General features: G+C 35.3%; 11 protein-coding genes. 7 read left to right on the forward strand and 4 right to left on the reverse strand.

Annotated elements, in window-relative coordinates; translation table 11 throughout:
- Positions 1 to 78: 78 nt before the first annotated feature.
- The 6 genes from CG11_RS11830 (at position 79) to CG11_RS11855 (ending at position 8,693) form a co-directional block, all read left to right on the forward strand.
- Complete coding sequence (locus tag CG11_RS11830) at positions 79 to 1,107, forward strand: zinc-dependent peptidase (protein WP_052596449.1); 1,029 nt, start codon at positions 79 to 81, stop codon at positions 1,105 to 1,107.
- Between the two features lie 24 nt (positions 1,108 to 1,131).
- Positions 1,132 to 3,555, forward strand: coding sequence for a tetratricopeptide repeat protein (locus tag CG11_RS11835; RefSeq protein WP_052596451.1), 2,424 nt, complete (start codon positions 1,132 to 1,134; stop codon positions 3,553 to 3,555).
- A gap of 283 nt (positions 3,556 to 3,838) precedes the next feature.
- The gene (kdsA, locus tag CG11_RS11840) at positions 3,839 to 4,642 is read left to right on the forward strand and encodes a 3-deoxy-8-phosphooctulonate synthase (RefSeq protein ID WP_052596542.1); all 804 of its coding nucleotides are present in this window, start codon (positions 3,839 to 3,841) and stop codon (positions 4,640 to 4,642) included.
- Between the two features lie 256 nt (positions 4,643 to 4,898).
- Entirely contained in the window at positions 4,899 to 5,525 is a 627-nt protein-coding gene (locus tag CG11_RS11845; RefSeq protein ID WP_081909535.1) for a hypothetical protein, read from the forward strand.
- 245 nt (positions 5,526 to 5,770) lie between these two features.
- Complete coding sequence (locus CG11_RS11850; RefSeq protein ID WP_052596454.1) at positions 5,771 to 5,998, forward strand: hypothetical protein; 228 nt, start codon at positions 5,771 to 5,773, stop codon at positions 5,996 to 5,998.
- A gap of 19 nt (positions 5,999 to 6,017) precedes the next feature.
- Positions 6,018 to 8,693, forward strand: coding sequence for a hypothetical protein (locus tag CG11_RS11855; protein ID WP_052596456.1), 2,676 nt, complete (start codon positions 6,018 to 6,020; stop codon positions 8,691 to 8,693).
- An 83-nt stretch (positions 8,694 to 8,776) separates the two neighbouring features.
- On the opposite strand, the gene cysN is transcribed toward CG11_RS11855, so the two are convergent.
- The 3 genes from cysN to cysC form a co-directional block, all read right to left on the reverse strand.
- The gene (gene cysN, locus CG11_RS11860) at positions 8,777 to 10,033 is read right to left on the reverse strand and encodes a sulfate adenylyltransferase subunit CysN (RefSeq protein ID WP_081909536.1); all 1,257 of its coding nucleotides are present in this window, start codon (positions 10,031 to 10,033) and stop codon (positions 8,777 to 8,779) included.
- Positions 10,034 to 10,151: 118 nt separating this feature from the next.
- Positions 10,152 to 11,060, reverse strand: coding sequence for a sulfate adenylyltransferase subunit CysD (cysD, locus tag CG11_RS11865; protein WP_052596461.1), 909 nt, complete (start codon positions 11,058 to 11,060; stop codon positions 10,152 to 10,154).
- A 244-nt stretch (positions 11,061 to 11,304) separates the two neighbouring features.
- On the reverse strand, positions 11,305 to 11,901 hold the full coding sequence (cysC, locus tag CG11_RS11870; protein WP_052596463.1) for an adenylyl-sulfate kinase: 597 nt from the start codon (positions 11,899 to 11,901) through the stop codon (positions 11,305 to 11,307).
- 243 nt (positions 11,902 to 12,144) lie between these two features.
- On the opposite strand from cysC, the gene CG11_RS11875 reads away from it, so the two are divergent.
- Positions 12,145 to 12,972: a TIGR02452 family protein gene (locus CG11_RS11875; protein ID WP_052596465.1), complete on the forward strand. Its 828-nt coding sequence runs from the start codon at positions 12,145 to 12,147 to the stop codon at positions 12,970 to 12,972.
- Positions 12,973 to 13,131: 159 nt separating this feature from the next.
- On the opposite strand, the gene CG11_RS29195 is transcribed toward CG11_RS11875, so the two are convergent.
- Positions 13,132 to 15,144, reverse strand: coding sequence for a peptidylprolyl isomerase (locus tag CG11_RS29195; protein WP_072010996.1), 2,013 nt, complete (start codon positions 15,142 to 15,144; stop codon positions 13,132 to 13,134).
- Positions 15,145 to 15,150: the final 6 nt, after the last annotated feature.

Genomic DNA, 15,150 nt, shown 5'->3' on the forward strand with positions numbered 1-15,150 from the left:
AGTCAACTTTTATTAGATTTTGATTATCTTGTTTTTGGTAAAAATGCCCTATTCTTATACAGATTACAATCTATTATCATGCATTTATCTAAAAAGAAAACCCAATTAAATCAATTTTTAGCGTTACTCTTTTCCGCCATTATAGGCGCTTGTTATCTGCTTGTCATAAGCAGCTTGGACAATCTATCTGATACTATTTACTATATTTTGTTAGCTATAGGAGCATTAGTCTGTTTTAATACGTATAGCATTTTTACAAAAAAATACAGAGAACGAAACGCCTTAGTCAAAACTCCTTTTCCCGAAAATTGGCGTAAAATACTAGAACAATATGTCGTTTTTTATCAAGCATTAACACCAGAAGAAAAGAAACGTTTTGAAACAGAAATTCAAATTTTTCTACATGAAACGAGGGTAACAGGAGTTCAGACAGAGGTGGATGATATGACTTTGGTATTGGCAGCAGCTAGCGCTGAAATTCCTGTTTTTGGCTTTCCTGAATGGGAATATGATAATTTAGGGGAAATTTTAATTTATCCTGGTCCCTTTACCAAAGATTTTAGAACAGATGGTCCAGGGAGAACAGTGACAGGAATGGTGGGCACAGGGCTTATGCAAGGTATTATGATTCTTTCCAAACCTGCATTAATTGCGGGTTTTACCAATCCTAACGATAAAAAAAATGTGGGCATCCATGAGTTTGTTCATTTATTAGATGCTTCAGATGGGAAATATGATGGCATTCCAGAACGTTTTATGGAACATCAATATATTGCTCCATGGTTGGAGATTATTCGCAAAGAAACCGAACGCATACAAGAAGGAAAATCGAGTATGAACCCTTACGGTGCTACCAATCGAGTAGAGTTTTTTGCAGTCGCTTCTGAGTATTTCTTTGAACATCCAAAGGCTTTGCAGAAAAATAAACCTGAGTTGTATGAAATCTTGAGCCATGTATTCCAACAAGACACCAAGAATAGGCTTAAAACTGCTTTTAAATCCATGCTAAATTATACGGGAAACAAAGTTGGTCGCAACGATCCTTGCCCTTGTGGTAGTGGAAAAAAATATAAACAGTGCTGCTTGAAGAATGCTCGTATGTATTAGAACAACTAAGGAACACTCAAAACAATGAACAAACAATCAACCATTGCACGTATCAGTTGGGCAATTTGTCTTTTAATAGGCATTGTACTTAGTCTCAAAGCCTTGAGAGAACCTGACCTTTGGTGGATGTACCGCACAGGAGAATGGATGTTGGAACATGGGCAAGTCACCAAAACAGATCCATTTTCTTATACTTTTGCAGGTACAGAATGGATTAATGTAAAATGGTTGTTTGAAATTCTAATTACAGTTGGTAAAAATTGGTTTGGGGTGGAATTTATTTTTGTATTTCAAGCCTTGGTTACTATTTTGATCTTAACCTTTTTCTATAAAACGACCAACTTAATCCACCAATACACTTCCAACCAACCAAGCTATCAAAACAGACCATTTGCTGGGCTTATTTTTACAGCATTATTAATGCTTTTTACAATTGACTATCGTCTGATTGGTCGTCCAGAAATGACGAGTCACGCTATGGTTGCCATTTATTTGTGGTTGTTTTGGAAACAACATTACCGCCCTTCTTCGACATTAATTTTGTTGCTAATTCCCTTACAGGTACTTTGGACCAATATGCACGAGGCTTTTGGAATAGGAATGGTTTTGATGCTAGCTTATTTGGGGGCTACATGGCTACATTATATCTATGCTCAAAAAAAACAATGGCAGGTAGATACTCCCAAACTGTTATCTATAGCCGTTTTAGGGGCATTATTAGCTGTTTCATTCAACCCTAGAGGAATTCAAATGTGGTGGCATCCATTTGAAATTTTTAACCAGTTGGGAAAAAACCAATACACCACAGAACTAGCTTCTATTTGGAAATTGAGCTACTGGGAAAAACAAGCTTATCTCAATTTACTTTTCTTAGGTGTTAGCTTACTATTTATCTTTTTCTATCCCTTTATTCAGAAAAAAAAGCGCTTACCTCAAGAAGTTAAGACAACACCCGTTTCTCAGAAAAAAACAAAAAAAACTAAGAAAACCAAAAAAAAATCAACGCCACAAAAGCACAACTCAAAGCTTGGTTTAGTCCCTTGGTTTGACAGTAATGTGCAGAAGTTTGGTTTGGGTAATGGCTTGCTCTTTTTTATGCTGTTCTATTTAAGTATCACTGCTTATCGGAACATTCCATTTTTCATTTTAGCGGCAGCCCCTCTTTTTGCAATTGGGATGGAATATTTGTTTAGAAAAATAAATGCAGCCAAATGGATTTATCCTGTATTATTAGTTCTTGGTATATGTTTTTACGGAGCTGTTATAACAGGCAAGTATCATGAATGGTCTAACTCTAGAGACACTTATGGTTTGCAGGTATTGTCCAGCCACAATCCTATTGGTGCTGCGGAATTCATTCAACAACACGAGATCAAGGGCACTTGTTTTTCAGATTATCTAACATCAGCTTATCTATTGTGGAAATTACAACCTGATTTTAAAACCTATATAGATTTGCGAGATTTGGATATTTTTCCAACAGATTTTTTTACCGACTTTGCAAAAGTTACCAATATTCCTTCTGAATTTGAAGCAAAGGATGATTCTTTGAATTTCAACTATGTCGTTTTGTTTAGACCTAAATTTCAGTCCTTGCACCAATATCTACTAACTTCCACCAACTATGAATTAGTCTTTGTCGATCCTGTTGCCTCTGTTTATTTGAAAAACACCCCTCAAAACAAAGCCTTAATTCAGCAATATGGATTTACAAGAAATGGGTTTAAGGACTTATTTTCAGATTTAAAGCCTGTCGCAGCTTCTAGCACCTCTTATTTTATTAGCAAAATTTTTAATCCTCTTTATACCCCTACCAATTACTCAGAGACAGACGAAGATGCAATTGCAGGATCTTACTATCTGAGTTTGCAACAAACTAACTTAGCTTTTGAACGCGCCAAAGCATCTGTTTTGGCCGGTGTTGAACCTTGGAAAGGCTATGAGCTTTTAGGTAATATTTATAATAATGCTGCATTCAATAGCGCAATAGAAGATTCCTTAAAACAGAGCTATATTCAGCAAGCAGCCTATCAGTATACTCAAGCGATTAAAGCAAAACCTGATTATGTTAGTGCCATTGTAGGGCAAGCAACCTTATCTTTGCAACAACAAGATTTTCCTGTGGCTATCCATCTCCTCAACCAAGCTATTGCCATTGATTCAGACTATGCCCCAGCAATTCAATATTTAGGTCTATGTTATAAAATTTTAGCCAACCAAAATGGGCAAGATAGAGCCAATACTCAAAAATGGTTGGATTATAGTTTGCAACTCAATCGCATTACTCCTGATAACCCTACAATTTTACTAGATATAGGCATTGCATATTGTTATTTGGGCAACTGTTCTAAGGCTGTAGAATACTTAAAAGGTATTATGACCATACCTGGACTCCCCCCCGAAGAATTTAAAACTGCAACACGTTGTATTAAAAACTGCGGCAGTTAATTTTTATATTTTAACACTTTTTCGTTTATTATTTTTAAATCTATTCCAACGACTAGCTTACACCAAACGTCTGTATTATACCAATACTGTAACTGTGAAAGTTTAATACTCCGTGGATTTTTTCGTTTTTTACAAAAAACAAAAAAACATCTTTGCATCTGTTTACGTTGTGAGTGCTTCTCTTTTGATTATCAATCTTTTCAAAGCTTTTAGCTTCAAAACACACCCTATTGATAATCAAAATAATATGATTCACCCACGAAGTAAAGAAAGTTATAACACTATGAATTTGTACAAAAAACTCCAAGAAAAGCCTTTTTTGATTGCAGGACCTTGTGTCATAGAATCAGAAGAATTGGTCTTGGAAGTAGCAAGATTTTTAAAAAAAATACAAGAAAAGTTTTCTGACTTCGTTATTATTTTCAAAGCATCTTTTGATAAAGCCAATAGAACATCTGTAGACGCTTTTAGAGGACCAGGCTTAGAAAAAGGATTGGCTATTTTAACAAAAGTAAAAGAGGTGTATGGGTTACCTATTTTGACAGATATCCATGAACCTAAACAAGCCAAAGCAGCTGCAAAGGTGGTTGATATTTTGCAAATTCCAGCGTTTCTTTGTCGACAAACCGACTTGCTATTGGCAGCGTCTGCTACTAATTGCATCGTTAATATAAAAAAAGCACAGTTTTTATCAGGCAAAGACATGATGCATGTTGTTAACAAAGTAAGCTCTACTGGCAATCACCAAATTCTATTGACCGAAAGAGGCACAATGTTTGGCTATAATAACTTGGTAGTAGATTATACTGGTATTTTGGATATGATGGAATATGGCTATCCTGTTGTAATGGATGCTACCCATTCGGTACAAAAACCAGGGGGAGCAGGAGGCAAAAGCGGAGGCAATCGTGCTTATGCTCCTTTGTTGGCTCAAGCTGCTGCTGCTATTGGTATTCGGGGCTACTTTGTGGAGACACACCCTTCTCCTGACCTAGCCTTATCGGATGGACCTAATATGCTAGCATTAAATGATTTAGAAAAATTATTAATCAACCTTCAAAAAATACATCAACTTCAACTCTCCTAATTTAACTACTTATAAAAACCACTCATAGACACATTTGAAAGCAAAAATGATGCTTTTGAAACACTCCCTTATTCTCAAAAGAATACTGGAGAAAAAAGCAACTCTACAAAAAGAAAATGTTAGAAAAATAACTATTTAAGGTTTTCTTAACAAAGAGCTTACACTGGTAAGATTTTTGCTATAAATAACACACCAATTTAGATTGTTCAACTAGTCAACTTAACCAACAATTTAAATCAGTGCAAAAGAGAGTTATATGAATACTAGTCAAAGAATTTGGAACCCAAGTGCCATGTTATTAAACAAAGTTTCTAACGATACCAACACGATTATACGTTACGTCAATCCTGAATCAACTTTAGAGCAAACAATTGTTCGAGACAAGTATTGGCAGGTAGGAGCTTTTTGGGGCGAACCTCGCCCTGGTCATCCAGAAGGCAAAGTAATTTACCATATCCATGAGGTTCTACAAAATGTAGATAAGGCGACCCAGCATAAAAAGATGCGCCAACAACTCCGCTTAATAACCATTATCCACGATACCTTCAAGCACTTAGAAGAACAAACTCGTCCTCGTACCGATTGGTCTAAACATCATGCTATTTATGCCTTAAAATTTGCAAAAAAATACATCCATGACCAAGCAGTTTTAGATGTTATTGAACTCCATGATGATGCTTATTATGCTTGGTGTGCGGCTTGTGCAGGCTATGAAGAAAAATCAAACCAACTGCTCAATCGTCTAAGAACTCGTTTGAAAGATAATTTGCAATTATTTTATCTGTTTTTTAAATGTGATACACAAACTGGCGATAAATACCAAAGCCCTGTTACTTGGTTTGAAGAAATCATGCAAGGTGAAATTGAAGTTTGTAACTTTTAGTTGAGTTTGTCTCAACACGACTATATATTATTGGTAGCTTTGAAGACTGCTTCATTTTTAGGGGATTACTTTTTTTTAAAATAAACAAGTACAATAAATATCTACTTGATTTTTCATTAAAAAAAGTATATATTTCCCTTTTACATTATTTTTATTTCGCAATAAAAACATAAAGCATTGATGATAGGTCAATATGCTTCTTTAAAGTCTGCGAAGTATCATTTTTTAATAAGTTATCAATAAATATGTACCAAGAATTAAATGAGCTAACCCTACTTATTCAGCAGTTCACAACAACGTATAAGAACGCTAATCTAGCAATTCAAGAACAGTACCAAGCCAACATGGTTTTTTATCAAGACTTTACAACGTTTCATCGTACTAGTATTCCTCCTAGCTCTCTCGAACTTGCTCGTAAAAAGCTAAACCTCGTTATTGCCAAAATACTAGAAACACAGCAGCAACTTGCCTAATCTATTTAGCAATTAAAGTATGAAAATTTTACTACTAACCATTATTTTACTAAGTGCTTCACCTATGCAACAAAAAAAACTAATTCAGCTTGACTCCTATTTCAAAACTTTAGATACCATATTAACAGCTTACCCACTATTAAAGCATCAAATCGATTCTAGCACGTTGCAACAACTAGATCTAGCTCGTCAAACACTAAGTATTCCTGAAAACCAAAGATTTCTAGATAATTATTACAAGGCAAAAGTAGAGCATTTAGATAAATCAAAAACTAATGTATCATCAGATATAAATCTTGATGAAGAGGTTAATTTGGGGATTTTTGCAGCAAAATTATCTAATAAGTTAAATGGTTTTGCCATAGAATTAGAAACCTTAGATGGCGATAAAACTCCAGTTTTAGTTTCTAAATTTAAAGTAATGCTAGAGAGTGCTCTAATGGCAAAACTCTACTTAATTAATCAATATATATACGATGATATAATTAATTCATTACCAGATAGTCTAACACCCCCTTCTCGTGAACATTTAGCAATTAAAATTATTGAAGTTTTAAAAAAATATACCTTAAACAATATCATTAATCTGCTTAAAGACAAAAATAATATTGCTATCAAGAGAAATCTAAAAAAAGCAAAGTCTCTTGATGATATTTTACCATCTTCAGATAAAGCCATTCTTAATGTTTTATTAAGGCAAAACATAGAAGATACCAAACACCCCAATCATCCAGGTGCTGCCCCTAACCAAGGAGTATCTAAGCAAGAATATGTTGAATCTGTAAAAGATTGGGCTTGGCTTGTACAAGATTCTATGCAACATTATAAAAATCATAAAAAAATTAATACCGTAAAATTATTAAAAACCATTGAGGCTGAATTCTCAGATGAAAAATATGACCCTGCCCTTTATAACCATATTTATAAGGTTCTTCGCAATTATCTCCGAAGTTTTGATGCAGTAGAAATAGAAGGAACAATCGTTGCCTCTACAATTGCAGATGCCTTCTCTAGTATCAAACCTAAAGATATTGTTGTTTATTATAATTACGACTTGTATAAAAACATCAATGATAATGATTTTGATGGTAGCCTATTTCCTCCTGCTGCTACATTTGCCCATTGGCTCAACGAGGCAATAATTGAGGTACCTTATAATGATGCCCCAGAGTATAGAATCTTCCAAGAAAAACTTTCTGCTTGGACAAAGGACGTAATCAAAACAATCAATAGTGTAGAAAATCAAGATACCTTATTCTACGCTGGCAGTTATCGTCAAAAATTAGGTATTCTCTCTAGCAATTATGGAGATATTGATCCGCTTATGAGTCTAGTCATGTATCATTTAAAATCTGCTACGACTAAAATTGAGCGAGGAGACTTACTTTCAGATTTAATTGGAGCATCAATTGACGAGTTAGATAGTTTAGCACGAAGCCATAATTATAGAATGGCTGATCAGTGGCAAGAGCAAAAATTTTCCTTTCCACTTAAGTTCAGCAGCCAATTAAAAAGTTTGTTTGAAGAAGTAAAAGCTCAAGCTAGTTTTGATGATTATCAAATCAAAATAGATCAGTGGACAACAGCGTCTAAAGACTTAGTATTGGATGCAAAATCTTCTAGTTGGTCGGATAATACTACTTTTAAAACTAAAGATTTGAGCCAAGAATTAGAATACTTATTTACTAAAGATATTAATGGATTAGAAGGGCTTCGATTTATTTATGAACAATTCTTAAAAACGTCCTTGGCAAAAGAAAGCAATACCGTCACATTCAAAAATATCCAAAACATATGGAGGGATGCCATGGAAAATGCACAGCTGGATAAGATTTTGAAAAAACAATATACTTCTTATACTAAAAATTATTACCCTGAAGATGTGGAAGAATTGATTGATTCTATGGAATTTATTTTTCCTAGCACCAAAGATTTAAAAGCTGCTTTAAGTGTCAGTAGAAATAGTGCTAAACGACGCCCTCTGAGCATCGATACCAGTACATTAGTGGTTAATTATCAACTCAACTGGGAACCACGAAAAACATTGGTTGAAATCGCAGCAACAGAAGTGCATAATGAAATTCCTGGAGGAGATGACTTAACGGAGAAAACAAAATGGTTATTAGACTGGTTCAATGACAAAATTCAAAGCGGTACTCTCGATGAATTAAAAGAATTAGGGGGCAACCTTTTGGCGGCAACTTTTCGTACGAATGTGGCGCCTGATGATATTCAGCTACACTTGCCATTTAAGGTTAGCAAAACATATAAAAATGGAAAATCAATTGTATTTGCTGATCTTGAGCCAATCAATAATGGAACAATTAGATTTCAAAAAAATAGCCCCTATTCTCTAGATAGAATAGATATCAGTAAAGTTGGTCAAACTAAATTTGAAAATAACACCGCCATACATCAAATACGAATGGTACTTGATGTAGATGATATGGCATTAGCAAAAAATATTTCTGCTAATGCTCAGGTTGCTGGGGCTGAGGTTGGTTTAGCGATAGCCCCCCAAAAACACACTTTAGCCTTTGAATTATTTATACACTCTACTCTCGAAAATGAAGTATTGAATATTCAAGTTGTACCAAGAACAAGTACTGTTCCTAGTACTGAAGATTGTCCATTATTAGAAGGCTGTACAGGTCCTGGTTCTAATATATTAAGATTAAATCCATTTTCAGAATAGATATACCTTATATCAAGTTAAAAAAAAGCTCTTTCCCACTAACTGTACGGAAAGAGCTTTTTTTTCTTCTTCTTATAACAAACCTAAATAATCATACCAGCACCAACTGTCTCGTTGGTTCCTTCATCGACAAAAATCAAGGCCCCTGTCACTCGGTTTTTTCGGTAAGAGTCTACAAATAAAGGCTTCATGGTACGAACAACGATTCTAGCAATATCATTCATGCCAATATCTTTATCCTCTTCTTTTCTTTTTAAGTTGTTAATATCTAGCTTATAACGGATATCTTTCACCAAACAACGAGCCTCTTTAGTTGTATGCAAGATGGTATACTTGCCACGCAATTGCAATGGTTTTGGATTAAACCAACATACCATTACTTCCAAATCTTGAGTAACCGTTGCTTGATTATTTTCGCGAACAATCATATCTCCTCGGCTAACATCAATGTCATCTTCTAATAATATAGTAACCGACATAGGAGGGTATGCTTTGTCTATTTCTCCATCAAAGGTGTCAATTTTCGCAATTTTTGACGAAAACCCTGAAGGATGAACAACAACCTTATCTCCCTTTTGAAAAACACCTCCCGCTACACGCCCTGCATAGCCTCTATAATCGTGGTGTTCGTCTGTATTAGGGCGGATAACATGTTGAACAGGAAAACGACAATCGATAAAATTGTGATCGCTAGCAATATGTACGTTTTCTAAGGTATACAACAAGGTAGAGCCACCATACCAAGGCATATTCTCTGATTTTTTAACAACATTATCACCATATAGCGCAGATATAGGAATAAAATCAACATCACTGATAGCTAATTTGGAAGCAAAATTTGCAAAATCACTCTTGATTTTATCGTAAGCTTCTTCTTTATAATCTACCAAATCCATTTTATTGACGCACACAATTAAGTGAGGGATTTGTAATAAAGATGCAATAAAAGAGTGGCGGCGCGTCTGTTCCACGATACCATGTCGAGCATCTACCAAAATTAGTGCAGCATTGGCTGTTGATGCCCCTGTCACCATATTTCTTGTATACTGAATATGTCCTGGGGTATCAGCTATAATAAATTTACGTTTTGGCGTTGCAAAATAACGATAGGCTACATCTATGGTAATACCTTGTTCTCTTTCTGCCTTTAGACCATCTGTTAACAAAGCTAGATTAATCCCTTCTTCGCCTCTACGTTCACTGGTTTCCTTTATCAAATCATACTGATCTTCAAAAATAGATTTACTATCATATAACAAACGCCCAATAAGCGTACTTTTTCCATCATCTACACTTCCTGCTGTTGTAAATCGCAAGAGTTCTGTTTTTTGTTCTTTCATAATTATTATCATTGAATAATTGCAGCAGCGCCACAATTAAGAATTGTCTTGATTCCTTATTTGATTAAACATTACTTGGTGAGAACCACGCAGTAGCAGCACAGTTCAATCGCATTCCTTAAAAATAACCATGTTTTTTTCTATCTTCCATGGCTGTTTCTGAACGTTTATCATCAGAACGACCTCCTCTTTCAGTAATACGAGTAGCCGCTACTTCCTCTACAATTTTTTCCATTGTATCGGCTTCAGAACTTACGGCTCCCGTACAAGTGATGTCTCCAATTGTACGGAAACGAATCATACGTTCCTCTACAGATGCTTTTTCTTCAGGTTTCATGTTAATATAATCTGATGCTGCTAAGATAACTCCGTTGCGTTCAAAACATTTTCTCATATGTGCGAAATACAAGCTAGGCAAAGGTACTTTTTCTAACATAAGATATTGCCACACATCCAACTCTGTCCAGTTGCTAATTGGGAATATTCTAAAATGTTCTCCAAATTGTTTTTTACCATTAAAAATATTCCACAGTTCAGGACGTTGGTTTTTAGGATCCCATTGACCAAACTCATCCCGATGAGAGAAAAAGCGTTCTTTAGCTCTTGCTTTTTCTTCGTCGCGTCTAGCGCCCCCCATTGCAGCATCAAACTGTCCTTTTTCCAATTCTTCTAACAAGACAGCTGTTTGCAAGCTATTTCTACTAGCATTATAGCCTTTTTCTTCGGTGACCAAGCCTTTGTCTATTGCTTCTTGAACAGACCCCACGATAAGTTTGACACCTAGGCGCTCTACCAATTTATCTCTAAACTCTATTGTTTCGGTAAAGTTATGCCCTGTATCAATGTGCAACAACGGAAAAGGAATGTTTGCAGGATAAAATGCTTTTTGAGCCAAGTAAGTCATTAATATAGAATCCTTACCGCCAGAAAACATCAGTACAGGCTTCTCAAATTGAGCGGCTACTTCTCTCAAGACGAAAATAGATTCTGCTTCTAATTCTCTTAAGTGGCTTAGATGATAGTTCATAAGTTACAAATTATAATTTATAAAGATAAGATAGCCTGCGTGGGGTATTTTAATACAGATTGTATTAATGCACAAACTAAGAAAATAAATAATTGATTGTTTGTTGGATTATTTTAACGGTTATTGATGAATGCGTTGTTCATAGTAGAGCATCTCCTATTTTTTCCCATTGACCAATACAACTCTAATCAGATTAGAATAGTTAAGATACAACCAAAATGAGTTACTCAAAATACCAGAACAATTACAAAGTAATAATATCCAACAAATAGTTATAAATAACATCGACAGATTCGTCAATAGTCATATTATGCGTTTTTACTTCGATATCGGGATTAATGGGAGCTTCATAAGGAGCATCTATCCCCGTAAACCCCTTAATTTCACCCTTTCTAGCTTTCTTGTACAAGCCTTTCACATCTCTTGATTCACAAACCTCTAAAGGGGTATTAATAAATACCTCGACGAAATCGTCTACACCAATAATTTCTTTTGCCATTTGTCGAATGGCAATGGTTGGGCTTATAAAAGAGTTTATAGTTACAACACCGCTGTGCAAGTATAGTTTTGCAATTTCTGAAATTCGGCGAATATTCTCCATTCTATCTTCTGGGCTAAATGACAAATTATTATTGATTCCAGAACGAATATTATCTCCATCCAAAACTTGCGCAAAAAAGCCTTCGTTATAAAGCTTGCGCTCCAAATGCTGTGCTATTGTGCTTTTTCCAGAACCTGATAATCCTGTTAACCATAGTACTTTGCTGCGTTGTCCCAATCGCTTTTCTCTATCTTTCCGTTGTAGTAGTCGATCGAATATTGGGTGGATATTATTTTCCATTACATTTGGATTAAAATAAAGTATTGAAATTGATGTCTTTTTATAGCCGTAAAGATAGAAAAGTATTTAGACTTTTGAAGTCTAATGCTTAGAATTGGAAGAACTCAATTTTAGAATTATACGCCTATCTTTTAAGTACCTTTTACGTTAGAATATACTTTGCTAATTATTTCTAATATTTTATTCCCAACTGGAACTATTTTCTATCCCAAGAATGTTTCATCGCTATAAAATTTAAAAATCATGAAACGAAGCACACGCGCCCTAATTGCAAAAGATACTTTGAGCATCTTAAAAAAAGGAAGTTATCAAAATAACTTAGGTAAACCTGTTTATTTGTCAAAGGCTTTAAAGACAGCCAAACAACAAACAGTATTGTATGAACCAAAACAATTGCTTGAGCTAATCCAACAACCGCTTCCTATTGCTCAACATTTGGAAACGGAATTTGTTGTCAATTCGCTTACAACATTAGATGCTGTCCGAAAAGAATATCCAACAGATCAGCGCCTTGCTTGCCTTAACTTTGCCTCTGCTAAAAATCCTGGGGGAGGTTTTCTCAATGGAAGCCAAGCACAAGAGGAAAGTATTGCTAGAGCAAGCGGCTTATATCCTTGCCAATTAAAGGCAGAACATTATTATAAAGAAAATAGAACCGTTAACTCTTGTCTGTACACAGATCATATTATTTACAGTCCTAATGTTCCTATTTTTAAAGATGAAAATGGCAACTTGCTAGATGAATTGACCTATAGCGCTATTATCACAGCACCTGCTGTAAACGCAGGAGCAGTGCAACGTAATGAGCCTAATAATGTAAATAGAATCCATGAAACGATGCAGCGTCGTATGGATATGGTTTTAGCTATTTGTAAACAAAATGGGCACGAAACATTAATCTTAGGAGCTTGGGGTTGTGGTGTTTTTCAAAACGATCCTGTAGTGATTGCCGCTTTGTTCAAAGAGCTCTTATTAGGTAAATATAAAAACCAATTTAAACGAGTTGTTTTTGCTATTTATGCTAAAGAGGAGCATTTTATAAAGCCCTTTGAGGCAGAATTTGGCAAGTAATAGCCTTAAGAAAAAAATACGTTGAGAATCTGTATAAATACTAGTTTTGCTCAGATTTTTAACGTATTTTATATTGGCTATAGTTGTCTATATAACCGTGCACATTCTACTGTCAAGTACTTTACTTAACTGCACTCATGAAGTAATGACTGCTATGAACTAATTGATACTTATAGTAATAATTTTATCTCCCACTTCTAATTTGTGTACCACATCCATACCTTCTGCCACTTTTGCAAAAATAGTGTAATTATCATCTAAGTGGGGAGTTGGGGCATGCGTAATAAAGAATTGTGTGCTCTCTGTATCTTTTCCTGCCGAAGCCATACCAACCCAACCTTCGTCATGGTAACGTACTTTGGGACTGAATTCCGAAACAACCGTTACATCAAAACCACTATAACCATCTCCCCTAGAGCAACCGCCTTGTACCACAAAATTAGGCACGACTCGATGGAATGGTTTGTTGTCATAATATTTGGCTTTTGCCAAATGCACGAATTGCGTCACTGTAGCAGGTGCTACTTCTGGGTGCAATTTGAGGACAATATTTCCTTTTGTAGTTTGTATAATAATTTTGTGGTTATCTTTAAGGACACGAATTAAGGGCCAATCTATTTCTGTAAAAGAATTCGATTTTTTATGAACAGAACGATTGGGATTTCCTTCAAAATAATTGATTGCTTTTTGGAGAATGATATATGTCTCAATACTTCCTGGTAAAGAGAGCTTTTCCTGTGCCTCTTTTAGGAATTGATAATCAGAGAATACTGCTTTAAAATTTAACGTTTCATCTGCCAAAAAATCGGCAACAATAGCTTGCATAGCAGGATCACCTTCTTCTATGGCTCGTTTTAACAGCACATTAATCTCATTGGTTACACGAACCTTTGAAAGCGCCAACTCTCTATCAAAGGTTTCCGAGCCCCTCAATAGGGTTAGTGCTTCGGTTCCACTTGATCGAATGACTTCTGGAATGATAATACTATCTGCTTTGGGGAATATTTCACTTGCAATAAAACGATAATTCCAACTATGGTTGCCCAAAGCTTTTAACAAGGCTGCTTTTTCGTATACATTGTTCGATGCCTTATACAAACTAATAATTTTAGAGCTAAAAAAAGCTTTGGTTTTTGATTTGAAATAAGACAAATTATGTACAGCTGCTCCCAACAAGATGGAGCGTACTTGCCAATCGGTGTGTTTGTCTGCTAAGGTATAATATTTGCCAGCATCCAAATCATTTCCATTATGGTATAAGTATTCTGCTGCTGTGATATTTACATGCAAATTCTTATCATCTAAGGCATCAAACGCTAAAGTTTTGACTGAATCATAAGGAAAATATTTTAGCCCTCTCAGTATATTACATTTTACTCGATAATCTTTTTGTTGAGGATAAATGCGTTCTAGCATATCTTGCGCACGTTTGGTCTTACTTTTTGCCAATGCCGTAACTAGTGACATTAAGGTATTGGGATTTTTTTCTTCCGAGACGTTGTTCATCAATACATTCTCATAACCACTCAAATCAATTCCTTTTGTTCGAGCCAAATAATTGGCAGCAATAAATCGTGCCTTAGAAGACATTAATGAATTGGCCATAAAGTCATTCATAATCTTGGTTGTTCCCTCTTTGTGTACCAAGCCCCTCAATGCAAAACGATACAACGCTGTTGCCTGTCCTTCTAAAAGAATACTATCTTGGATAGGATATGGGCGTGTTACAGAAAGGTTTTTTAGATGTTCTTCTGTCCCACAGCGTCCGATAGCCTCTAATATTCCTGCTTGGACGAGTCTAGATGAATCCTCTCTAAAGGCATTTGTTAGGTAAGTAGCAGCTTTGATATTCCTTGTTTGCCCCAAGGCATAAGCAGCAGCATATCGCACTTCTTCATAATCATCTTTCAACAAATCAGCTAAATCTTTTATTGCTGCTGTATCTTGAACCGAACCAAAGGCTAAAGCTGCCAAGTATCGGTGTGTAGGATTAGGAACGGTCAGGTAAGTCAATAAGATGTCTGTTTTTCGCTCATTTTGATAATTAAATATCAATTGCACAACAGGGTCTTCAAGATTGACATTTATAATCTCTTTTACTTTATTCGTATCTTGTTTGCAGGCAGAAGCAAATAGAAATAAAATGGTAACAGCTATAGTTGTATATTTCATTGATGG

The sequence above is a fragment of the Aureispira sp. CCB-QB1 genome (assembly GCF_000724545.1).
Classification (GTDB): domain Bacteria; phylum Bacteroidota; class Bacteroidia; order Chitinophagales; family Saprospiraceae; genus Aureispira.